Genomic DNA, 24,565 nt, shown 5'->3' on the forward strand with positions numbered 1-24,565 from the left:
GGAGGCTGGATGAGGTATCGCGAACACCACGTGGTCAGGTCAGTGTTGGGAGGCAGGCCGTGATCGCCCCCGCAAGCAATCCGCTACGGGGGCAACGGCCCCTGTTCGCGCAACCGTTTGAATACCCGAAACATCCTCGGCCCGCGCGGCCGACCCTGATGCCGGATCGCCGGCATCAGGGGGCGTCCGGGCCGGGCACCCGAACCGCCGCCCCCCCCTTTACCCACACCGCAGGGCGCAGGGCCATCCCGCCGCATGCCCTGCCCCCGGAAAGCAGCGTCCACCCATCCCTGCGTCGCTGCCGCAAAGCCAAGGCCGCAAGGCAAACCCCAGACCGGAGACCACCCCATGATGACCATCAAACGGCTCGACATCGCAGATGCACAGAAGCTGATTGCAGGCGCCCGCGACAAGGCCGTCGAGATCGGCGTGCCCATGTGCATCGCGATCACCGACGAATCCGGCAACCTTGTTGCCTTCGAACGCATGGATGGCGGCAAGGTGACAAGCATCACCATCGCCATCGACAAGAGCTTTACCGCCTCGGGCGCCAAGAAGGCCACGCATGAATATGGGGATGCCAGCCAGCCCGGCGCCCCGGCCTACGGGATCGCCTCGGCGATCAACGGCCGCCTGATGGTGGTCGGCGGCGGCCTGCCCGTCATCGTGGACGGCGAAGTCGTCGGCGGCATCGGCATCAGCTCGGGCACCCCGGCGCAGGACGTCACCGTGGCACAGGGCGGCCTTGACGCCTTTCTTGCCAGCCTCTGAAAACGGCCATTCGGAACCGTGAAAACGCGAAACGGCGCAGGAGACGATCCTGCGCCGTTTCTTGTTCCCCAGGGGCTGCGTCAGCCCTGGATGTAGACGACATGGGTGGCGGTGAATTCATAGAGCCCATGCTTGCCGTCCGCGCCGCCGATCCCCGATTTCCGGCGTCCCGCGTGGAAACCCTGCATCGCTTCAAAGTTCTCGCGGTTGATGTAGGTTTCCCCGAACTTCAATTCGCGCGCTGCACGCATCGCCGCGCTCAGGTCGCGGGTATAGACCGAGGAGGTCAGCCCGTAGTCGCTGTCATTGGCCAGCGCGATAGCCTCTTCCAGGCTCTCGACGATCTGCACCGGCAGGACCGGGCCGAAGATCTCGTTACGCATGATGTCCATGTCGGCGCGGGCCTCGGTGATCAGCGTCGGTTCATAGTGGAAGCCCGCCCCAAGGTCGGCTTCCTTCCCGCCCGTGACCACGGTCGCGCCTTCCTTGCGCGCGCGCTCCACGGCTGTGGCGACCTTGGCCAGTCCCGCCGCGTTGATCAGCGGGCCCATGTGCAGGTCCTCGTCAGCGGAAGGATCGCCATAGCGGGTTGCCTCGAAATGCGCCTTCAGCTTGTCGACGAGGGCATCGTGCACCTCGCGCTCGACATAGACCCGTTCGGCGCAATTGCAGACCTGCCCGGTGTTGATGACCCTGGAATCGTAGATCGCCTTGGCCGCCAGATCGAGGTCGGCATCCTTCAACACGATGGCCGGGGCCTTGCCCCCAAGCTCCAGGTTGACCTTGGTCAGGTTCTTGCCCGCCGCCTGCATGATATGCGACCCCGTCGCCACGCTGCCGGTGAAGGTGATCAGGTCGATCCCCGGATGCTGCACCAGGGCCTCGCCCGCAACGGCGCCGCGGCCGCCGACAAGGTTGAAGACACCCTGCGGCAGGCTGGTCTCGGCCACCAGTTCGGCAAAGAGATAGGCGTTCAGCGGGGTTTCCTCGCTCGGCTTGATGACGATGGTATTGCCGGTCAGCAACGCCGGAGCCATCTTGCGGGCGATCAGGAAGAAGGGGAAGTTCCAGGGCAGGATGCCCGCCACGACGCCTAGCGGCTTGCGCAACAGCAACATGGTTTCGTCCGGCCGGTCGCTGGTCAGGACCTCGCCTTCGATCCGCCGGGCCCATTCGGCCATGTAGTCGATGTAATCGGCGGTGAAACCGACCTCGACCTCGGCCAGGCCGCGCACCTTGCCCTGTTCCTTGACGATGGTATCCGCCAGTTCGACCCGGTGCTTGCGCAGCTTGGCCGAGATTTCGCGCAGATAGCCGGCGCGTTCGATGGGTGGCAGTTTCTCCCACCCTGCCTGAGCCCGGCGCGCGGCCTGCACGGCGGTGTCCACATCCCCTTCCGAGGTTTCCGGGATGCGGCCCAGCAGGGTGCCGGTAGCGGGGTTCGTGACATCGATCATCTCGGCCGGGTTTTCGATGAAGGCCCCGTCGATATAGTTTCTGTAGTCGCGGGGCGCGTCCGAAAACGTCTCGGAAGGTGCGCGGTGGTGTGTCTGGGCAGTCATTCTAGGCTCCTTCGGGGTTTGGGTTTGCCTGACGTGGCGCCGCAGGCAAGGACGGCTTCGCAAAGGCAGCGGGTCGTCGTCGGGGTCGGGGGCGCATGGTCACCCCGGCCTCCCTGGTCGCAAGCGCCGCCAGAGGTGCCCGGTGACCATCACGGTCACCAGGATCGCCCCCCAGAGGGCCGTCGCCAGGTGTTGATTGGTGCCAAGCAGGTTCAGCCCCGATCCGATCACCTGCAGGATCACCAGCGCTAGGACCACGGGCGCGACGCGCCCGAAGCCGCCGAACGGATCGACCCGGCCAAGGAAGCAGGCAAGGACGGTGATCAGCAGGTAGGCCTCTCCATGGCCGACCCGGACCGAATTGAACCGGCCCGCCATGACGATCCCCGCCACGGCGCACATCACCCCGGACAGGACATAGACCATGGTCAGCGCACGTTTCGTGTTCAGACCGGAATAACGGGCCGCCTCGCGGTTTGAACCGATCATGTAGATCGAGAACCCCAATCGGGTGCGGTTCAGGATCAACGCCCAAAGCCCGACACAGGCGAGGAAGATCAACAGCGGCACGGGCACCCCGAACAGCGCGCCCTGCCCCAGGCTGGCAAGGTCGGGGGGAAAGCCCGACAGGCTGCCTCCGCGGGTCAGGAATTCGCCCAGGCCACGCAGGAAGATCATCATCGCCAGCGAGGCAAGGATCGGGTGGGCATTGGTATAGGCAACGATCGCCCCCAGCAGCCCGCCGATCAGGGCGCCGCTCAGCAAGGCGGCGAGGATGCCGAGCAGGACAATACCCGTGCCCGCGTCGGCGCCGCCGCCCCACATGATGACCCAAGCCAGCACCAATCCCGAGATATTCGCCGAATAGGTTACAGCCAGGTTCAGCCCACCCGACAGCAGCGGGATCATCATGGCCAGCGTCAGCAGCCCCAGTTCGGGCAGCTGGTAGGCTACGGATGAAAAGGTCGCGAAGGTCAGAAAGCGATCCGAAAGCGTGGAAAACAGCAGGATCAGGGCCACGAGGACCCCCAGCAGGCCAAGGACCTCGGCATCGACGGGCATGGCTGCGCGCCGTTGATCGTCTTTTTTGGCACGGCGAAGGAACGGCATCATTGGGCAACTCCCTTCGATGGTCCTCCGGGGCGGCGCAGCAGCCTTGTCAGGTAAGCCGGTGCGCCACTGGGCATGCCGATGGCGATCAGGATGATGGCGCCGATGATCATGCGGAAGGCGTATGGCGAGGTCCCGAGCAGGTTCAGCCCGTTCTGCGCGATTGCGACCAGCGCCAGCCCCAGCACCGCGCCTAGCAGGGTGCCGCGCCCGCCGCCCAGGCGCGCGCCGCCCAGCACGACCGCCGCCAGCACCTCCAACTCGCGGCCATAAAGGGCATTGGGCACGATTTCCTGCGCGTAATGCGCCTGCATCAGGCCCGCGATCCCCGCGCAGGCCCCCATCCAGCCGAAGGCGAGGTAGTGCATCGCACCGATGTGGATGCCCAGGCGCCGGGCCGCTTCGGGGTTGTCGCCCATGGCGAACAGCTGTCGGCCAAGGTTGAGCCTGCGCAGCAGCAGCCATGTGGAGAACAGCACCGCTGCCATGACGATCACCGGCAGGGTGATCTCGGCCCAGCCATAGGCCGTTTCACGTTCGAAAACGACGACGCGGGTGACCAGCCAGTCGGGCAGCATGTAGATCGACCTGCCCCCGGTAAAGAACATCAGCAGGCCGAAGAACAGGTTGAAGGTGGCGATGGTCACGACGATGGAGATGATCTGGAAATGATAGATCAGCGCCGCGTTGATCGCGCCCAACATCGTGCCGAAGGCAATCGCCAGTACAAAACCCATGGCCCAGTTCCCGCCCCCGAGACCGGGCAGCGCGATGGCCACCAGGTACTGCACGACCGAGGCCCCGACGGCGAAGGAGATATCGATCCCCCCGGCAATCAGCACGACCAGCAAGCCGGCGGCGAAGATCAGGTTCACGGCAGAGTAATTCAGGATGTCGAACATGTTGACCAGGGTCAGGAAACTGTCGGTGGTCAGGGAAAGCCCGAGGCAGATCAGCGCGATGACACAGGTCAGCCAGGCCTCGGTCCCGGTGATGCGCGGCAGGAACTTAGGCATGAACCGCTTCCTCCAGATCATCGAGCGCGCATTCGGCAGGCACGAATGCCTCGATCAGACGACCGTCCCGCATGTGCATCACCCGATCGCAGTTGAAATAGACCTCCGGTGTCTCGTCCGAGATCAGCAGGATCGCCATGCCTTCGGCGGCCAGCGCCGCGACGATCTCGAAGATGCCCGCGCGGGCGCCGACGTCGACGCCCACGGTGGGGCTGTCGAGGATCAGCAGCTTCGGACCGGCGGCAAGCCATTTCGCCAGAACGATCCTTTGCTGATTGCCGCCCGAGAGGCTCGACACCGGGTCCTCGGAGCGTCCGATCTTGACCTTCAGCTTCGTGATCCAGCGATCTATCAGGTCACCCTGCTTGCGCGGCGACAGAAGGCCGCCTGGCCCCAGAAGCTGATCGAGGACCGTCACGGTCGTATTCTTGCCGATGCTTTGGGGCTGCACCAGACCCAGCGACAGCCGGTCTTCGGGCACATAGGCGATACCGGCTTCGATGGCGTCCCGGTTCGAAAGCATCTTCAATGGCTTGCCACCCAGCCGGATCTCGCCCGCGTCGGGGCGCGTCAGGCCAAACAGGCTTAGCGCCAGCTCGGTGCGCCCTGCCCCCAGACGCCCGGTCAACCCGAGGACCTCGCCCGGTCGGATGTCGAAACTGATGTCCTCGTAGTCCCCGTCGCGCGACAGGCCCCGCACCGAGATCACCGGGTCGCCGGCAAAGGCCGTCAGCGCCCGCGTTTCATAGTCGAGCTCGCGGCCCGTCATCAGTTCGGTCAGGCGACCCTGGGTCATCCCTTCTGTCGGATAGGTGCCGACGTAGCGCCCGTTGCGCAGAACGGTGACCCGCGAACAGATATCCAGCACCTCGGCCAGACGGTGGCTGACGAAGACCACGGCGATGTTCTGCGCCGACAGCCGCCGCACGATCTCGATCAGCGCATCGGTTTCGTGCCGCGAAAGGGAGGCCGTCGGTTCATCCATGAAGACCAGCCGCGCATCGGCCACCAGCGCCCGGCCAATCGCCACAAGCTGCCGGTTGGCAATCGACAGCGAGGCAACCCGCGCATCAAGGTCGATCGAGACATTCAGCCGGGCAAGAATGGCGGCCGCCTCTTCGCGCATGGCGCTGTAGTCGACAAGCCTGGGGCGCGATCCCAGATTACGCTCGAAGGCGATGTTTTCGGCCACGGTCATTTCCGGAAACAGGGCCATGTCCTGCCAGATCACCTGGATGCCCAATTCGCGGGCCCGCGCGGGGTCCAGCCCCGTCATGTCCTGCCCGTCCCATTGCATGACCGCCCCCGGTTCGGGGCGATGAACACCGCTGACGGTCTTGATCAGCGTGGATTTCCCGCAGCCGTTTTCCCCCGCGAGGCACAGCACCTCGCCCGGGCGCACGTCGAAGGTGATCCGGTCCAGCGCCTGTACCCCGCCGAACCGCTTTGACAGGTTTTCCAGATGCAGCAACGACGACTGCCGGGCCGTCCCGTCAGGTTCAAAATCGGTCGCCATAAGCCCCCCAACCCCGTGAACAATGAATGCCGGGACCGGCCCGTCGGACCGGCCCCGATCACACCTCAGAGGCCGAGCGCGGCAAGGTCGTCGACAGTATCCTTGTTGATCGACACCAGCTGCTGGACGATGATGTCGCGACCTTCGAAATCGGGGGTCACGGTACCGAGGCCTTCGATGGTCATGCCGTCCTCGATGGTTTCCCCATTGGCCAGCATGTTGCCCAGGGTCACAAAGACCTCGCCCGCCTGCTTGGGGTTCCACATGTACCCACCGCTGAGGACCCCGTCATGGACCATCTTGCGGCCCTGACCGGGGGAAAAGACGCCCAGCACGGCAATCTCGCCGGACCGGCGGCGTTCTTCCACGGCGCGGGCGGCACCGATCGGCCCCTGACTGCCAAAGGCCAGAATGCCGCCAAGGTCTTCGTGGGCCCGCAGCAGATCCAGCGTGGTGCGGCGCGATGCATCCACATCTTCGGCCACGCCGTAGCGTTCGCTGACCTGCTCCATCTCCGGGTAGTTTTCATCAAGATAGGCCACCGCCGCATCCGCCCAGGCGTTATGCAGGGGCACCGTCAGGCCCCCGACGAAAACCGCGTATTTGCCCTGACCGCCAAGGTCCTCGGCCAACTGCTTGGCAAAGGCCTCGCCAAAGCCCTGCACCGAGGTCAGCTCGAAATCCCAGTCCACGTTTTCCTGGTCGGGGGATTCATGGGTCAGCACGATGATGCCCTGATCGCGGGCGCGCTTCAGCACCGGCTCCAGCACCTCGGCGTCATTCGGCACCACGCCGATCACGTCGACACCCTGGGCGATCATGTCCTCGATGGCGCGCACCTGCAGCGCGGGGTCCGCGCTGGTCGGGCCGACCATGAAGCCGTTGATACCAAGTGCGTCGGCGCGCTCCTCTATCCCCGCCTCCATCGCGTTGAACCAAGGAATGCCGCCGATCTTGGCGACCACGCCGATGGTCGTTGTGCCGTCCTGCGCCTGCAGCGCACCGGCCGCCATGAAGCTTGCGGTTACCGCCAGCAGCGCGCGCCGGGTGAAAGTCCTGATAGCCATCTTGATGTCCTCCCTCGGGTTGTCGGTCAGCAGAAATGGCCTCCTCCGCCTGTCTGCTAAACATTTGCTAAAACCTTTTAGCTTGCTCGGTCAATATATTTTTGCCACTGTATCGCCAACAGCATTCCCAGTTTTGAGCGACCGAAACCCATCCCGCATGAACAGCAACACACCCAAAAAGCGGATCACGATCCGCGATGTGGCGCAGGCCGCAGGCACCTCTGTCTCGACCGTCAGCTTCGTTCTGAACAGCTCGTGGAAGCGGCATCGTGTGCATCCCGACACTGCCGCGCGGGTGCAGAAGGTCGCGGACGACCTGAACTATCGGCCCGACCAGCGGGCGCGGGCGCTGCGGCTCAAACGGTCGTCCTTTGCGGGGATGATCGTGCCTTATTTCCGGGACGGTTTCTTTGCCGACATGGCCGAAAGCTTTGAAACACAGGCGCGCCGCAGGTCCCTTGTCCCGATCATGTCCAGCACGCAGCGCAACCCGAAGATCGAACAGCAGGTGGCGGAAACCCTGATCGCGCAACAGGTCGAACTGCTTGTCCTGGCGGGCGTGGCCGAGCCATCCGCGATCGATGACCTTTGCCAGAAACGCGGCGTGCGCTGCGTCAGGATCGACGTGCCGGACAAGGATTCGCGCAGCAGCGCCATCGGTTTCGAGGCCAGGCTGCCGGTCGATGCCGTCATTCTGCGCCAGAAGGTCGATGCGGCGATGGGAGAATGTTTTGCCTGGTTCGATGCCACGGCAGACAAGGCGCTGGCCGCCGCCGAAGCCGCGCCAGAATTGATCCTGAACAGGACCACGGCACGGCGCGGCAAGGCTTCGGCGTCGCAGAAAGGCAATCCGAGGGAGGAGTACATGGCAGACGCAGGACGGGTCGTTTTCGATATCGGCAAGACGAACATGAAGCTGAGCGTCGTCTCATCGGGCGGAGAGACGATGGAATCGCTGTCGCGCCCCAACACGGTGCTGGAATGCGGCGCGCCGGGCCCCGCCACGGGGCCATGGCGGCGCCATGATCTGGCCGCTGCCGAGGCCTGGCTTCTGGCGTCGCTGGCGGACCTGGCCGGGCGGCACCGGTTGGGCACCTTCATCTGCACCGGCCACGGGGCCACAGGGTGCCTTGTGTCGCGCGCCGACCTCGACGAGACCGAACCCGCCCTGCCGATGATCGACTACGAACAGGACATGCCTGCCGAGGATGACGAGGCCTTCCTGGCCGAGGCAGGCCCCTTCGGCGACCGGGGCTCTGCCATCATGCACGGCGCGACCCATGCGGCGCGCCAGATCATGTGGGTAAAACGCGCCGCCCCCGACCGGTTTGCGCGGGCAGAGATGTGGCTGGGTCTGCCGCAATACTGGGCCTGGCGCCTTTCGGGGCATGGGGCGGCCGAGATCACCTATCTGGCCGCGCAATCGGAACTGTGGAACGTCGCCGAACAGCGCCCGTCAGAAATCGCGCAGCGACACGGCTGGGACGGGCTGTTGCCCAAGATCCGCCGCGCCGGTGACATCCTCGGCCCGATCCGCCCCGAGCTGGCACAGCGCCATGGGCTGCCGGGGAACCTTCAGATCCTGACCGGCCTGCATGATTCCTCGTCCAATTTCCACGCCTATCGGGCCTCGGGGTTGCATCCGCTGACGGTGCTGTCGACCGGCACCTGGCTGGTCGCCCTGTCCGACGGCATGTCCATCGACCGCCTCGACCCCACCTACGGCATGACCCTGAACGCCGATATCGACGGGCGGCCGCTTGGCGGGGCGCTGGTCATGGGCGGACGTGAATTCGACGCGGTGGCGCAGGGGGCGGACGGCCCGGCAGACCCCGACCGCATCGCCGGGCTGATCGCCCGCCAGACCATGGCCCTGCCCAGCTTCGACGACGACCACGGGCAATTCCCCGGCAGCGGCGGGCGCGGCCGGATCGTGGGCCCCCCGCCCGGGGACGCCGCCGACAGGCGCGCGCTGGCGGTGCTTTACGCCGCGCTGCTGGCACGCGAATGCCTGCTGTCCGTCGAGGCCCGCGGAGAGGTCGTCCTGGATGGCGCCTTTACCCGTGATCCGGTGTTCTGCGGCCTCGTCGCCGCGCTTTGCCCGGACCTGAGTTGCCGGGTCAACCACACCGCCGATGGTGTCGCGGTCGGCGCGGCCCAGATCGCCGCCCGCACGACGACGCGCCCGCCGATGCCCGAACGGGTCGCCTCCCTTAGCCTTCCCGGTCTTGCCGCCTATGCAGATGCCTGGCGGGCGCTGGAAAAGACAACAAACGAGACCTCTCTTTCGTGAAAGGACGTTCCATGACCGATACAGATACCCGCAGCGCGATGATCGAGACCTGCCTGAAGATGACCGCCGCCGGGATCAACCAGGGCACGGCCGGCAACGTGTCGGTCCGCACGGAGAGCGGGCTTCTGATTACCCCCTCCTCGATGCCCTACGATCAGATGTGCCCCGAGGATATCGTCGAGATGTCCCTGGACGGGCAGTGGTCCGGCAACCGCCGCCCATCCTCGGAGTGGCGATTCCACCGCGACATCCTGGCCGCGCGCAAGGACGTCTCGGTGGTGCTGCATTGCCATTCGGTCCATGCCACGGCCCTGGCCTGCCTGCACCGCAGCATCCCCAGTTATCACTACATGGTCGGGGTGGCCGGCGGCACGGATATCCGCTGCGCGCCCTATGCGACCTTCGGCACGCAGGCGCTGTCGGATGCCGCGATCACGGCGCTGGTGGACCGCAAGGCCTGCCTTCTGGGGCAGCACGGGCAGATCTCTCTGGGCAAGAACCTCGACGCCGCGCTCTGGATGGCCATCGAGGTGGAAACCCTGGCGGACATGTACCTTCGCGCGCTGTCGGTGGGCGAACCGCCGATCCTGCCGGATGACGAAATGGCCCGTGTTCTGGACCAGATGCAGCGCATGGACTACGGGCTGGCCCCCAACGACGAACCCGCGCCCGTCGGCGCGGATTAGGCCGGTTTCACGCAGCTTGCCCGGCTTCGCGTCGCGCCCTCAGCTTTCGCGCAGGGCGCGGGCGAACTGGTCGGAAAGCGGCTTCAGCAGGTAGGCCATGGGCGATCTTTCCCCGGTGCGGATGAAGCAATCCACCGGCATTCCGGGCAGCAGAACCGCCCCTTCGGGCAGCTTGTCCATCTCGCCCGGATCCAGCCTGAGTTCGGCGCGGTAAAACCGGGGTCCTCCGGGCGTATCCTCGAAGGCATCGGCCGAGACCCGCGTCACGACTCCGGACAGCGCCGGGGTCTGGCGCTGGTCCAGCGCCGAAAAACGCAAGGTCGCGGCCTGACCGGCATGAACCTGATCGATGTCACGCGGTTCGATCTGGACCGAGATAACCAACGGGCGGTCCTGCGGCACGAGGAAGGTCAGCACCGCGCCCGGCTGCACGACGGCGCGCGCATTCTGGACCGTCAGATCATGGACAATCCCGGCCACCGGCGCCTCGACGGTCAGGCGACCGATGCGGGCCATCAGGCTGCGGCGTTCCTCTGCCGCGCCCCGCGCGGTATGGGTCAGGTCGCGCAACTGGGTGATTGCCTCTTCGCGCCGCTGTTCGCGCAGTTGCAGCACCTCGATGTCGATTTCGGTGCCCCGTTCCAGCGTCTCGGCGCGTGTCGCGATCAGCTCCCCGACCGAGCCGCGCAACTGTTCCTGTTCCCGGCGCAGGGCCAGCACGGTAGAATTCTGGGCAAGCCCACGGTTCAGCAGGCTTTGCTGGGACTCCAGCTCCTCTTCGATCAGCTCAAGCTGGGCGCGATGCGATGCCAGTTGCGCATCGAGGCCGACGATCTGTTCGCGGATCTGCTGCTGGCGTCGGCCAAGCTGTTCGACCTCGCGTTCGATGGCCGCGGCACGGGACCTGATCAGGCGTCTTTGCCCTTCCATCAGTTCATTGACCTCAGGGCGGCTGGGAGCGAGGTCCAGCAGTTCCTGATCAAAGGTGATCTCGATCTCGCCGTCGCGTTCCGCCTCGAAACGGCCGATGCGCGCCCTCGCCTCGAACAACTGGTTTTCCACCAAGGCCAGTTCGGACCGCAGGTCGCTGCCATCGAATTGCATCAGCGGCGCGCCGGCGGCGACCGTATCGCCTTCTTCGACAAGCACGGTTTCGACCGTGCCGCCGTCCCGGTGCTGCACGACCTGTCGGTTGCGGTCGACCTCGATCCGGCCCCCGGCGACCACCGCGCCTGAAATCCGCGCCATGACCGCCCAGCTGCCAAAGCCGCCGACCAGCAGGAGCAGCGCGACCATCCCCAGCACAAGGGGCCCGCGCGCCGACCATTTCGATCCGTTGCTCATGTCGGTTTTCCGCCTTTGACGGCCCTGGGGGTCGCTTGCGCCGCCTGTCCGCCAGTGAATTTCTGCAGGATCTCGTCGCGTGGCCCAAAGGCGACCTGTGCGCCATTTTCAAGGAACAGCAGCAGATCGCATTCCCGGATCGCCGCCGGGCGATGCGCCATCAGGATTACGATGCGCCCGGCCTCTTTCAGGCTGCGGATCGCGGCGTTGAGGGCATTGTTGCCTTCGCTGTCGAGGTTGGAGTTCGGCTCGTCAAGGATCACAACCACCGGATCGCCGTAAAGCGCGCGGGCCAGGGCGATCCGCTGCAACTGGCCACCCGACAGGCCTGCGCCATCGGGGCCGACGGCGGTATCATAGCCATCGGGCAGGTTCACGATCAGCTCATGCGCTGCGGCCAGCTTGGCGGCGGCGACGATCTTTTCGGGGTCGGGACCGATTTCGAGCCGGGCGATGTTCTGCCCGATGGTGCCATCGAACAGACGCACCCGCTGCGGCAGGTATCCGACGTGCTGGCCAAGCGCATCCGGCCCGTATTGGCCCAGCGTCGGCCCGCCAAGACGCACGGTTCCGGCCGCCGGGACCACCGCCCCGGTCAGCGCCAGAGCCAAAGTGGATTTCCCTGCACCGGAGGGACCGATCACCCCGACAGCCTGGCCGCCCGCGACGCTCAGGGACACACCACGCAAAAGCGACCGGTTCACGCCGGGAACGCGCAGGGCAAGGCCTTCGACCTCGAGCCGGGCATCGGGACGCGGCAAGGGCATCGGCTCTGCCTCGGGCGGCACGCGGGTCAGCAGATCGGCCAGCGAAACCCAGCCCCGCCGGGCCCGTTGCGCCAGAGACCATTGGCCCAGCCCGACCTCGATCGGGGCAAGGGCGCGACCCAGCAGGATCGACCCGGCGATCATCGCGCCCGGCGACAGCTCGCCCTTCAGGGCCAGCAGCGCGCCGAGACCGAGCATCGCGGATTGCAGGAACATCCGCAAAGCCTTGGTCAGGGCAGAGAAACCGCTGCCCTTTTCGGTCGCATTCACGCCGCTTGCCAGGGCGGCGTCGCGCGCAACGACCCAGCGGGAAAAGGCGGCGCCCAGCATGCCCATGGACTGGATCATGCCCGCCTCGGTGCGGATCTCCTCGGCCAGCAGCGCCTCGCCATGGGCGGCGACGGCGGCTTCGCGGCGCGGGCGGCTGGTCAGCAACTGGTTCAGCAAGGCCACTACGACCAGCAACAGCCCCCCGGAGATCGCCAGGGTGCCGAGCCAGGGGTGGAACAGCGCGATGCCGAACAGGAAAACGGGCGTCCAGGGCAGGTCGAAGGCGGCAGAAGCCAAGGGCGAGCCGATCAGCTTCTGGATGGATTCAAGATCCGCGCGCCCGGTTTCCGCCGCCGGGTCCCGCGCCACGGCCGAACGCCGGATCATCGCGCGAAAGACGCGTTCATCAAGGGCGGCCTGGAACCGCGCCCCTGCGCGCGCCATCAAGCGGCTGCGGGCAAAATCCAGCGCCGCCATGATCGCGTACAGAAAGGCCGCCAGCAGCGTGAGCGCGACAAGGGTTTCAACCGAGCCGCTGTTCAGCACGCGGTCGTAGACCTGCATCATGTAAAGCGGTCCCGTCAGCATCAGCAGGTTGACGAAACAGCTGAACAGCCCCGCCGCCCAGAACAACCCGCGCCCAAGACGCCGGGCGTCGCGCAATTCCGATCGGCCGTCGGCCTGGGATCTTGTCATGGATGCCTCTCATTCCTCGCGCGGGCCGGGGGAACATCCGGCCGGCCAGCGGGTCGTGGAAGATTGGTAACATTCGCGCTTTGCGCGGCACAATCAAAGACTGAATTATCTGTCAGCCGGTTGGTGGCGCGCGCCGCAGGAAGGGGCGCCCGAGGTGATCCCCGGACGCCCCGCCCCTGCCCGTGCAGGCAGGACGTTCAAATCGGATCAGACGAGGAAGGTGCTTTCGTCCAGATCGGCCATGGCGACCGACTTCAGGATGATCTTGTCTTCGGCTTCGGCGGTTTCAAAGGCGCCGAGGTTGATGATCGTGGCCCAACCCTGATCCTGGGTGGCGGCCATGACGGTGGCAAAGTCGACTTCCAGCGCGGTCAGGTCGATCAGGTCGATATCGGCTTCGAAGTCATGAACGAAGTCCTTGCCGGACCCGGCGGAGAAGACGAAGGTGTCGCTGGCTTCATCCGCGCTCCATTCGCCGCCCCAGAGGTGGTCGTCACCGGCACCGCCTTCGATCACGTCGCTGCCCAGACCACCGACCAGCTTGTCGCTGCCCGCGCCGCCCAGCAGCTCGTCGGCCCCGGCGCCACCGCTGAGATAGTCGGTGCCTTCGCCGCCCGACAGCAGGTCATCGCCGGCTTCGCCGCGCAGGCTGTCGTTGCCCACACCGCCAAAGGCGCTGTCGTCGCCCGCCGCACCCGAAATATTGTCGTCGCCCTGGTCGCCGTAAAGCGTGTCGTTGCCGGTGCCGCCATTGATCTCGTCATCGCCTTCGTTGCCGTGGATCTCGTCGTTGCCTTCGCCACCGCGCAGGCTGTCGTTGCCGCCTTCGACCTTGGTCAGGGTCGGCTCACGCAGCAGGACGGCCGCATCGGCGTCGATTTCGGCGAAGGGGTCGGAGGACCGGGGATCGGCCGCACCGTCGTTGGACCCGGTCGAGGGCGCCTCGGACATGAATTCGGAATAGGCTTCGCCTTCGGACCAGTCGACATTGACCTTGAAGATCGCGCCGCTTGCGTCGGTGCCCTTGTCAAGATCGTGGTCGCCCTTGTTCAGACCATAGTAAAGGTTGCCTTCGCCATCGAAGAAGACCGCGCCGTAGGCACCGCTGGACATGCCCTGCTCCATCGCGTCGCCGTACAACGTGCCGGTGATCGCAACTTCGGTGAAGGTCGGCTGGCCGCCATCATCGACTGCGCTGACGTCGATCTTGACGACCTTGCCGTTGCCGCCGTTCGAACCCGGCGATACGACCGCGTAGAAGGCTTCGGAGCTGGCGTCATAGGCCATGTCGAAGGTGCGATCCTTGAACATGCCCGCCGGGAAGTGGAAGTACTGGATGGCGGGGTTGCCATCGGCATCGCGGTCCGACACGTCGACGACGCTTACCCGGTCCAGGGTGGTGTGGAAGGTCCAGAGGTTGCCGCTGTCGTCGAAATCACCGACGAAATCACCGTAGAAGCCTTCGCCGATACGGTAGGTGGCACCATTGGCGTCGATCGCCACGATGTCGGTGCTCCCGACGGCATTGCCGACCGAGTCGGTGCCGGCGGATTTCGCCACGCCGTAGATCAGGTCGTCCTCGACGTTGAACCCGGTCGCGTTGATCAGGAAATCGGGCTGCTCGCCAACGGCGGTGTAGGTCTTGGTTTCGGTGTCGAAGACATTCAGCTGACCGCCGATGACCTGATACAGTTTCGCCTGACCGGCCGCAAAGGCCGCGACGTCGGTGGCAGCGCCGTCCACGACCAGCGTGCTGTCGTACGAGATGATCGGGCCGTCGAAGTTGTAGTCGACACCGCTGTCGGGCTCGACGGCACGGAAGCTCAGGTCACCGGTTTCGCCGGTGCTTTCGACATCGACTTCGAAGGTCTGGTAGGCGCCCGAGGTGGTCTGGACTGTCTCGACGACTTCGCCGTTCCACAGGACTTCGACCATGGCCGAGGACCGGCCGCCGGACAGGTTGGCCGCCAGGTCGAAGGCGATGGTGTAGGTTTCGCCGGCTTCGGTGCTGGCGGATTGCGCGATCACGTCCTGGCCATAGTCGTCCTGGAAGGTCCAGCCACCGGAAGCCGCGAGCGAGGAGAATGTGTTGGCTGCGGCAGTGGCGTCGACCAGCAGGTTGTCGCCCTTGAGATCGCCGTAGATCACGTCGTCTCCGGCACCGCCGTTGACGATATCGGCGCCAAGGCCGCCTTCGGCGTAATCGTTGCCGTCCTCCAGGTTCAGGATGTCTGCGCCGTCGCCACCGAAGACAACGTCGTCGCCACGGCCCGCATTCACGATGTCGTCGCCGGCACCCGACGACAGCATGTCGTTGCCACCGTTGCCCAGCAGCACGTCATTGCCTGCACCGGTTTCGATCGTATCGTCGAAGGAATGGGTCAGGTCGCGATCCGAGACCACCACCTTGGCCGCGTCATAGACCCAACGCACGCCGTCGAAGCTCCATTCGTCGCCAACCATGTCGCCGGCCGCCAGATCATGGCCGAGGCCGGTGCTGATGACGTCGTCGCCTTCACGGCCGTTGACGAAGTCGATCTGATCGGTGTCTTCGTCCAGCAGGACACCGAGGTCGTTCTGGAAACCGTCCTGGATGGCATCGTCGAAGGAAGTTCCGAGGAAGGCGTTGATTTGGGAAGTCTGGGTCATTTTCATGGTCCTGGCGTTTTGCTGACGCTAAGCGCCAATTCGGAAAAGTCAGGCTGCATCTTGTTCAAGTCATTCGACCAGCCCGGCGTATCTTGTGGGGATCGTTATGACAGGCGGCGGGCGGATTTGCCTGCCAGCAAGGGGCTAGGGCGATATCTCAAAAGGATAGTCGGGATAGCCCGTCGGCCCACGTTCGCCCCTGAGGCGACCCGTTCGGGGGGCCTGATCGCGGATCGCGGCGCAATTCTTCGCGTCGGTCCCGTCCGGCGAATAAAGGCGAAAGGGGCGGAAACCCTTGTCCGACGGGAACCCATCCCTCCGCCCCGCCGCGCCCGCCTTTGCCCCGATGCCGCTGTCCTCTGTCCGCTGTCGCAAACGGAAAACTTTGCGGCGCTGCAACGAAAGCACGAGGGCACCGTCAGGGTAGCCTGAGCGCAGTGCAAAGCCTCAGGTCGAAGAAGGTCGGTTGATGATAAAGGTGCTATCCGGGGTCTGGGCGCTTCTGCTTGGTGTCGTGTTGATCATGCTCGGCAACGGGATGCACTTTACCCTGATCGGCCTGCGTGGCGTGATCGAAGGCTTTTCCTCGTCCGAACTGGCGATCGTGACCTCGGGTTATTTCCTCGGGTTCCTTTCGGGCGCGCGCCTGACACCACTGATGATCCAGAACGTCGGCCATGTGCGGGTCTTCGCGGCGCTCGGCAGCTTCATGTCGGCGGCCTTGATCGCCCTGCCGATCCTGTCGGAGCCATGGGCCTGGATCCTGTTGCGGATGCTTGTGGGGTTCTGCATGTCCGGCATCTATGTCGCGGCGGAAAGCTGGCTGAACGCCGCCGCCACGAACGAGACCCGCGGCAAGGTCCTGTCGGCCTACATGATCGCCCAGACGCTGGGGATCATCGGCGCGCAGGGCCTGCTGACGCTTGGGGATGCGGGGACCTCGGTGCTGTTCATCTTCGCCTCGATCCTTGTCTCCGTCTCCTTTGCGCCGATCCTTCTGTCCGCCGCCCCTGTTCCGGTGGTCGAGGTCGCGCAGCCGATGCCCCTGCGCGTGCTGTTCAAGGGCGCACCGCTGGGGACCATCGGAATTTTCCTGCTGGGCGGCGTCTATGCGACGCAATCGGGCATGGGGGCGGTCTTTGGCAGCCAGATCGGCCTGACCTCGTCGCAGATCTCGCTGTTCATCGCCATGCTCTTTGCCGGGGCACTGGTGCTGCAATATCCCATCGGCTGGCTGTCGGACCGGATGGACCGGCGTCTGCTGATCTTCGGCCTTGCCGTCCTCGGGGCGTCGTCCTGCATGCTGGGCTGGATGACCGGTGACGGCCTGCGCCCCCTGATGTCGGCGGCGTTTCTGGCCGGAGGTGTCACGACGCCGCTTTATGCGCTGCTGCTGGCCTATACCAACGACTCCCTGCCTGCTGCGGATATGCCGGCGGCCTCCGGTGGGCTGGTCTTCACCTTCGGGCTGGGGGCGATCTCCGGACCGCTGGTCACCGGTTGGGCCATGCAGCACCTCGCCCCCCGTGCCTTCTGGCTGGTGCTGTCGATGCTGTTCCTCGCGATTGCGCTTTATGCCCTTTATCGCATGACGCAACGCGGCGTGATCCCGACGGAAGACACGGACAGCTATCTCAACGTCCTTCCCACGGCTTCGCATATTGCTGTCGAGGCGGCGGTCGAATGGGCGGTCGACAACGCCGAGGCCGAAAGCGAAGACAACGCCAGGTGAAGGCGCGCCTGCCCGTCACGACTTGCGGTCAGCGCAAGCTCGGCCGGCAGGCTTCCCTCAACCAAGAGAATACGTGATATTGCATATTCGCACTGGCGAATTTAATGGCGCGCCCATCGAAATCCGCAAACGGAATATAACGGGCGCGACCGTCCAGAATCGAAACGGCATTGCAATTGGGATAAACCAATACCGTGCAACATGCCGCCATTGATATCGCATGCATTGAAATAGCACCTTGATTAAATATCGGCTTTCCCTGAGCTTGCATCCAAGTGTCCGCTGGAAGGGGAGGAGAGTTTGACCCGGCCGAGCGAGAGCCGTTTCAACAGAAAGCCCAGACCAGCCATGAAGCCCAAGTCCCTTCTCGCCCAGCTCGCCCTGTCCACGGCCCTGACCTCTGCCCTTCTCGGAACCAACGCGCACGCAGACGGGCAGACCACGGTGGGGCAAACCTATGCCGGTCAGAACCAGCACCTGTCCTTCGATATATCGTCCTCCTCCTATCATTTCATCTGGAGCACGATTTCCCAATCTATCGACGGCTGGGACCCGCGGAGCTTTTCGTTGACCGGTTCCACCGTCGGCCTTGCGCTGAACAGCGGAACCACGCTGCAATCCGGGCGCAGTTTCGGTTTCAATGCCATCGGGATCTACAATACCCAGCAATATTACGGCAACGTCGACATCCAGCCCGTGACCGTCGACCTGACGGACACGGATGTTGACGTGTCGGTTGCCAGCGGGGCCACCGTGGATAACCCGGTGATCGGTCTCTACGTCGAAAGCCGGGCGCTGCACGGCGTCGACTCGGGCGGTGCGGCCTCCCCGTCTGGTGTGCATAACGTGACCCTTTCCGGCGCGACCGTCACCGTCAGGGCCGACCCCAGCGCCAGCTACAAGGCCGGCGGCGCGGCGGTTTACCTTGACCAGCATCCTGAAGCCGGTGGTGCCGGCCATGACGACAAGAACACCAACGGTGGCTATGGCAGCCTTGCGCGCACCGTCAACGTTGCAATCGGGAACTCCGTCCTGACCACCGAAGGCCGGGATATCGCCGGCCTCTTCGTCAACCAAAGGGGCGGCATCGGTGGCCCCGGCCATGATGGCGATTCAAGCGTGAAAGGCGGCACCGGCGGCAGCACCGAAGGCGTCAACATCCGCTTCAGCGGCGGTGGCAACAGCATTTCGACCACGGGGGATGCCTCCGATGGGGTATCGGTGATCTCGTCTGCCGGGAACGGCGGCAAGGGATCGGACGATGGCGGCGCCTTCAGCTTCAGCCCGGATGGCGGCGACGGCGGCAATGGCGGCGATGCGGGCCTGTTGTCCTTCACCTCCGATGGGGTCCTGAACATCGCCACTGCCGGTGAAAACGCCGCCGGGATCGAAATGATCGGGCTGGGCGGCTCCGGCGGCCAGGGAGGCGACATCGAGGATATCTCCTTCGGCGACGCCGGACAGGCGGGGATCGGCGGCAAGGGGGCCAAGGTCCAGATCCAGCTTGGCGCGGACACCCGCGTGCAGACCGGCGGCCCCGAAGCCAACGGCATCCACGTGGAATCCATAGGCGGAGACGGCGGCGTCGGCGGCAAGGAACAGACCGACATCTCCGATGCCGAAACCCCGGATGGCGGGCGTGCCGGTGCCGGTGGCGATATGAACCTGAATGCCGCGCCCGACAGCAGCGTGACCACCCAAGGAGAGAATTCCCACGGCATCCTTGCACGCAGCATCGGCGGCACGGGCGGCGCATCCGGCCCGGCGGCAGGCGGTTTTGGCGAAGGCCATGCCGGGCGCGGCGGCGAAGGCGGGGCTGGCGGGGCGGTCACGATCACCTCCTCGGGTGAAATCCGGACCTATGGCCTTGATGCGCGCGGCATCCTCGCCCAGAGCCTCGGCGGCACGGGCGGCAGGGGCGCGGATGCGAACGGCGTGCTGGCCGCCGAAGGGGGCACCGGCTACAAGGGCGGGAACGCGGGCAACGTGGTCGTGACGCAGGGCGCAGGGTCCATCACCACCTCTGGGGACAATGCGCAGGGCATCCTTGCGCAATCCATCGCAGGCGGCGGCGGCGCGGGCGGCCGGGGCGACGGATCTCTTTTTTCGGCCAGTGGCGGCGACGGCGCAGAGCCAAGCAATGCCGGCACCGTTGCCGTGACGAACAACGGCCTCATCACCACCGACGGCGAAACCTCCTTTGGCCTGGTCGCGCAGTCGATCGGCGGCGGTGGCGGTGTCGGCGGCACGGGCAGCGGTGTCTTCGTCTCGTCAGGGGGGGATGGCGGTGTCGGGGGCGATGGCAACACGGCGCGGGCCGACCTTGCCTACCAGATCACCACCAACGGGCAGATGGCCCATGGAGCGATCGTGCAATCGATCGGGGGCGGTGGCGGCGCAGGCGGCAATTCCCTTGCCGGCGGGGCCTTCACCGCACTTGCCATCGGCGGGACCGGCGGTGACGGCGGCAACGGCGCGCTGGCCGAAGCCCGGATGGACGACGGCAAGATCAGCACCCAGGGCGGCGGCGCCAATGGGCTGGTGGTGCAATCCGTGGGTGGCGGTGGTGGCGCCGGCGGCACCGCCTATGCAACATCGGTCGGGATCATCGTCGCCGAGGCCGCGGCCATCGGCGGAAGCGGTGGCAACGGCGGCGACGGGCATACCGCGACGGCGACGCTGGACAACGGCAGCGTGATCCGGACCTCGGGCGCAGGCGTCAGCGACGTCGACAACCACGGGCTGCTGGTGCAATCCATCGGGGGCGGTGGCGGCGTCGGCGGCGGGGCAGATGCCTTTGCCATGGCCGTGGCCCTGCCCATCGGCAAGGAAGACGGCGCGGCCAGCACGCCGACCATCACCATCGATGCTGCCGTGGGCGGGTCGGGCGGCAATGGCGGCGATGCCCTGATCAGCGAGAACCAGAGCGCCAGCGCCTCGGCCCATGTCAGGGGCGGCAGTTCGGTCAGCACCTCGGGCGACGGCAGCCAGGGCGTCATGGTGCAATCCATCGGCGGCGGCGGCGGTTCGGGCGGGGATTCCTCGGCCGCCTATGCCTCGGTCGGAATGGGGGCCAGCCGCATTCCGGGTACTCCCTCCCCGGTCAACGTCAACCTGTCCCTCGCCGTCGGTGGCAAGTGCACCGAGTCAGCCAGCGACCCGAGCTGTTCCGGCGGTAGTGGCAGCAAGGCAGAATTCATCCTGGGCGACGACAACAGCCTGCCCAGCCTTGTCAGCACCACCGGGAACCTGTCCAACGGCGTCGTGATACAATCCATCGGCGGCGGTGGCGGCAATGCCGGTCTCGGCTCGACCGCATCCAGCAATTACTTCAGCGGCCCGAAGCAGCAGATCAAGATCACCCTGGGCAGCGTTGGCGGCGCGGGTGGCAACGGCGACGAGGCCACGGCGACGATCGCGGAAAACGGCATGGTCCAGACCTCGGGCAGCAATTCGCGCGGCCTGGTCGTGCAGTCCATCGGCGGCGGCGGCGGCATCGCCTCGGGCGGGGGCGTCACGCGGATCGGGGCCCTCGACAAGGATGTGTCGTTCAGCGTGCCCTCCGGCCAGTCCTTCGTGCACACGATCGACACGGAGATGTCCCTGAAGATCGGCTCGGACGGCGGCACGGGCGGCAATGCAGGCCTTGCGAAAGTGGTGCACATGGGCACCATCCAGACCCTTGGCGCCGGCTCTACCGGCATCCTGGTGCAGTCCATCGGGGGCGGCGGAGGGATCGGCGGGGCCGCCGGCGAACCCGCAGATCCCTCCGATGAGGTGATCGACGACTTCACGGATCTCTTCAACGAGATCTACGCCGAGACCGTACCGGCAGAGAGCTCCACGCTTCTGGTGTTGGCCGCAGAGGGCGACGGCGACGCGCCCGAGCCGATCAAGTCCGGCAAGCTGTCGATCAACGCGAGCGTCAACATCGGTGGCACCGGCGGCTCCGGCGGTCACGGCGGCCAAGTCGACGCGACCCAGTCGGGCGTCATCGTCACCTATGGCGACCTCTCCTTCGGCCTCAAGGCGCAATCCGTCGGCGGCGGCGGCGGCACCGGCGGCACCGCCGTGGCCGAAGCGACCCCGAACACCCTGCGGTCCTACTTCAAGAGCTACAACATCAAGACCAACCTGTCGCTCGGCTTCGAAGGAAACGGCGGGCCGGGCGCATCGGGCGGCGCGGTCAACGTCACGCTTGGCGAAGGGCTGATCAGTACCGGGCTGACAGATGGCAGCAGTGGTTTCGGCGCCATCGGCATCCTGGCGCAATCGGTCGGCGGTGGCGGCGGAACGGCCGGCGACAACACCGTGGCACCCGATGGGGTCCAGAGCGATGACGCAGACCCCGACGAGGACCTTTCTGTCGACCTGACCCCGCCCAGCCTGACGCTTGGCGCGAATGTGTCAGTGGCCGGCACCGACACATTCGCCGGAGCGGGCGGTGTGGTCACGCTGGCAAGCGCAGCGGGCGAAACCGGGACACAGACCGTCATCACCCAGGGCGAGCAGGCGCATGGTGTCGTGCTGCAATCGATCGGCGGCGGTGGCGGGATCATCACCCGCGGCGGGTCGGTCGACCTGGGCTATGACGACAGCGTCCTGAACCCCACGGCCTATGTCAGCTTGGGCAGCCGTTCCAGCAATGCGCAGATCGAGGGCGGCTTGATCGACACCGCGGGCCTGACTGCGGCCACGCCGCTGGAGATCCTGACCAATGGCACCGGCGCCTTCGGGATGCTGGCGCAATCGGTGGGCGGCGGCGGCGGGATCCTGTCGGCCTCCCACGGCATGACGACGCAGTCCTTCCAGATGGGCACCTCCGGCTTCGGCAACGGCGGAGCCGTCAACCTGGTCCTGCCCACCGGCAGCACCATCACCACCACGGGCAAGGCCGCGCATGGCATCGTGGCCCAGTCCATCGGGGGCGGCGGCGGGATCTTCACCACCTACCATGACAGCGCGCCCTCTGTTTCCAACATTACCACGCGCTTTGCCGACACCGGTGGCACGTCCATCGACAGCAGCGGCGCCGGCCAGGATGTGACCATCGAGTCCGCTGCCGATATCCATGTCAGCGGCGAAGGCGCCATGGGCATCATCGCCCAATCCGTCGGTGGCGGCGGGGGCCTGGCCGCACTACGGGACGGTACGCTGTTCCTCGGCACTTCCAGCACGGCGTCCAACACCGACGGCTACGGCGGAAAGGTCACCCTGCGCCTGACCGGCGACGTAATTGCCTCGGGCAGCGGCGGGACCGGCATCATCGCCCAGAGCGCCGGGGTCACCGGCCGTCAGATCGTCTCGATCACCCTCGGCAGCGAGGACGGGACCGAGGTGTCCACCGTGTCGGGGGGAACCGGCGATGACGCCTGGGGCATTCGCCTGCTCGGCGGGATCGAGGACGCCCAATATCACAACCAGCTGACCATCCACGCCGGATCTCTCGTCTCGGCGGTCTCGGGGCAGGCGATCCTGCAAAGCGATGGCAACCTCGATGTCTTCAACAGCGGCGAGATCCGCGGCACGGTCCAGCTGGGCACGGGCGTGGTCAGCGGCACCCCTGCCGTGGCCTCCCCTGCTCCGACGCCCCTCGCCTTTGCGGCCAGCGTGCCCAGCTATGGCACGCTCTACAATTCCGGCACGCTCGGTTCCCTGCCGGGGACCGAAGCCGTGATCGGCGGGCACCTCGTGCAAGATGGCGATGGCGTCATGGCCCCCGTGGTGAACTTCGCAACCGGCGCGGTCGGCGGCTTCCGGGTGCTGGGCGATGCGCAGCTTGACGGGACGGTCGTTCCGCAGCTTGCCGGCATCATACCGGGCGTCTCGATTGGTTTCCTGACGGTCGAGGGCAGCACCAGCGGCGCGCTCGGCGGGGGGCGGTCGGCGCTGTTCGGCTATGATGTCGAGATCCGAAATGGCAGCCACATGCTGTCGGTCAGCGGCCGGGATTTCGACGCCGCCGAGTTCGGGCTATCGACCGCCGCCGCCGAAACCGCGCGCGAGCTGGAATATGTCTTCGACAGCGGCCAGACCGAGCTTGCGGGCTATTTCGCAACCCTCGATCAGGTCGCGACCATCGATCCCGCGGCCTTCGACACCGCACTGGGCCAGATCAGCCCGCATCCGGTCATGGGCCTGATGGCACACCGGGCCAGCGAAGCCTCGCGCATCGCCGACGCGGCGATGAGCTGCCCCGTCTTCGAGCGCGGCGATGCCTTCCTCAGCGAAGACTCCTGCGTTTATGGACGTCTCGGCGCCTCGCGCAGCGAACAGGACAGCGACGGCGACACCGACAGCCGCTATGGCGACACCACCTGGCTGATCGGGCAACAGACCGAGATCTCGCCCGACGTGTTCCTGGGCGGCACGCTGTCCTACAGCGACACCTGGATGAGCAACGACACCGGCGTTTCCGCCGATGGCTACGGCGTCGCGGCGGCGGTGACGCTGAAACATGAAACCGGCCCCTGGCTGCTCACCGGCGCGGTCTTCGGCAATCTTGGCCAGGACGATGTGGAACGGCGGGTCGACATGGGCACCTTCAGCGGCACCGGCACGGGATCGGTCACCAGCCGGTCGCTGGGACTGCGCGCCCGCGTCGCCTATACCATCGGCAGTGAACGCAGCTATCTGCGGCCCTCGATGAACCTCGATGGGATCATCGCGCGCTCCGAAGCCTGGAAAGAGGACGGCATGGGGGCGATCGGGCTGGACTACGACGCCACCGAACACCGGACCGCGATCCTGACCCCGGCGCTGGAATTCGGCGGGCGGACCGAGCTGCGCGAGGACCTGAGCCTGCGCAGCTTTGTCTCGGCCGGGGTGATCCTGCGCAGCAACGACACCTGGAACGCAACGGCCCATCTACGCGGCGCAGGGGGCAGCGACGGGATCGACGTCAGCCTGCCGCAGGACAGCACCGCGCTGCAACTGCGGGCCGGGGTTCAGCTTTACAACAAGGACGGGCTGGATCTGCGGGTCGAGTACACGGGCAGTTTCGGCGAGACCTCGACCAGCCATTCGGGGCTGCTGAACGTCTCCTACCGGTTCTGAAACCGACCTGCGGGCCCTCTCCGGCCCGCA

The 24,565-nt window shown here is 66.0% G+C and carries 13 protein-coding genes; 5 read left to right on the forward strand and 8 right to left on the reverse strand.

The annotated features are described in order from the left end of the window. Window positions 1–348: 348 nt before the first annotated feature. Entirely contained in the window at window positions 349–771 is a 423-nt protein-coding gene (locus tag PSAL_RS08675) for a GlcG/HbpS family heme-binding protein (protein ID WP_119839025.1), read from the forward strand. A gap of 80 nt (window positions 772–851) precedes the next feature. Here the strand turns inward: PSAL_RS08675 and aldA are convergent, their stop codons facing one another. The 5 genes from aldA to PSAL_RS08700 all read right to left on the reverse strand — a co-directional run bounded on the left by aldA (window position 852) and on the right by PSAL_RS08700 (window position 7,042). Further along, window positions 852–2,333, reverse strand: coding sequence for an aldehyde dehydrogenase (gene aldA, locus PSAL_RS08680; protein ID WP_119839026.1), 1,482 nt, complete (start codon window positions 2,331–2,333; stop codon window positions 852–854). 99 nt (window positions 2,334–2,432) lie between these two features. After that, entirely contained in the window at window positions 2,433–3,446 is a 1,014-nt protein-coding gene (locus tag PSAL_RS08685) for an ABC transporter permease (RefSeq protein WP_231388663.1), read from the reverse strand. Next, window positions 3,443–4,459, reverse strand: coding sequence for an ABC transporter permease (locus PSAL_RS08690; RefSeq protein ID WP_119839027.1), 1,017 nt, complete (start codon window positions 4,457–4,459; stop codon window positions 3,443–3,445). Before PSAL_RS08690 ends, PSAL_RS08685 begins: the two co-directional genes overlap by 4 nt. Further along, on the reverse strand, window positions 4,452–5,975 hold the full coding sequence (locus PSAL_RS08695) for a sugar ABC transporter ATP-binding protein (protein WP_119839028.1): 1,524 nt from the start codon (window positions 5,973–5,975) through the stop codon (window positions 4,452–4,454). Before PSAL_RS08695 ends, PSAL_RS08690 begins: the two co-directional genes overlap by 8 nt. A gap of 65 nt (window positions 5,976–6,040) precedes the next feature. Then, window positions 6,041–7,042, reverse strand: coding sequence for a substrate-binding domain-containing protein (locus tag PSAL_RS08700; RefSeq protein WP_119839090.1), 1,002 nt, complete (start codon window positions 7,040–7,042; stop codon window positions 6,041–6,043). A 157-nt stretch (window positions 7,043–7,199) separates the two neighbouring features. On the opposite strand from PSAL_RS08700, the gene PSAL_RS08705 reads away from it, so the two are divergent. Further along, window positions 7,200–9,335: a LacI family DNA-binding transcriptional regulator gene (locus PSAL_RS08705; protein ID WP_196222775.1), complete on the forward strand. Its 2,136-nt coding sequence runs from the start codon at window positions 7,200–7,202 to the stop codon at window positions 9,333–9,335. A gap of 11 nt (window positions 9,336–9,346) precedes the next feature. Then, window positions 9,347–10,021: a class II aldolase/adducin family protein gene (locus PSAL_RS08710; RefSeq protein WP_119839030.1), complete on the forward strand. Its 675-nt coding sequence runs from the start codon at window positions 9,347–9,349 to the stop codon at window positions 10,019–10,021. Window positions 10,022–10,060: 39 nt separating this feature from the next. Here PSAL_RS08710 and PSAL_RS08715 read toward each other — a convergent pair whose 3' ends face one another. The 3 genes from PSAL_RS08715 to PSAL_RS08725 all read right to left on the reverse strand — a co-directional run bounded on the left by PSAL_RS08715 (window position 10,061) and on the right by PSAL_RS08725 (window position 15,747). Further along, window positions 10,061–11,365: an HlyD family type I secretion periplasmic adaptor subunit gene (locus PSAL_RS08715; protein WP_119839031.1), complete on the reverse strand. Its 1,305-nt coding sequence runs from the start codon at window positions 11,363–11,365 to the stop codon at window positions 10,061–10,063. After that, window positions 11,362–13,098, reverse strand: coding sequence for a type I secretion system permease/ATPase (locus PSAL_RS08720; RefSeq protein WP_119839032.1), 1,737 nt, complete (start codon window positions 13,096–13,098; stop codon window positions 11,362–11,364). Before PSAL_RS08720 ends, PSAL_RS08715 begins: the two co-directional genes overlap by 4 nt. Before the next feature lie 207 nt (window positions 13,099–13,305). Beyond that, window positions 13,306–15,747, reverse strand: a complete 2,442-nt coding sequence (locus tag PSAL_RS08725; protein ID WP_231388664.1) for a DUF6923 family protein — start codon at window positions 15,745–15,747, stop codon at window positions 13,306–13,308. A 469-nt stretch (window positions 15,748–16,216) separates the two neighbouring features. Here PSAL_RS08725 and PSAL_RS08735 point away from each other — a divergent pair, with 469 nt between their 5' ends. Further along, window positions 16,217–17,479: an MFS transporter gene (locus tag PSAL_RS08735; protein WP_119839033.1), complete on the forward strand. Its 1,263-nt coding sequence runs from the start codon at window positions 16,217–16,219 to the stop codon at window positions 17,477–17,479. Between the two features lie 348 nt (window positions 17,480–17,827). Next, window positions 17,828–24,535 carry an autotransporter outer membrane beta-barrel domain-containing protein gene (locus tag PSAL_RS08740; RefSeq protein ID WP_119839034.1) on the forward strand — a complete coding sequence of 2,236 codons (6,708 nt, stop codon included), beginning with the start codon at window positions 17,828–17,830 and terminating at the stop codon, window positions 24,533–24,535. The last annotated feature ends 30 nt before the right edge of the window (window positions 24,536–24,565 follow it).

Origin of the sequence: Pseudooceanicola algae (assembly GCF_003590145.2) — a bacterium.
In the GTDB taxonomy this organism is placed as follows: domain Bacteria; phylum Pseudomonadota; class Alphaproteobacteria; order Rhodobacterales; family Rhodobacteraceae; genus Pseudooceanicola; species Pseudooceanicola algae.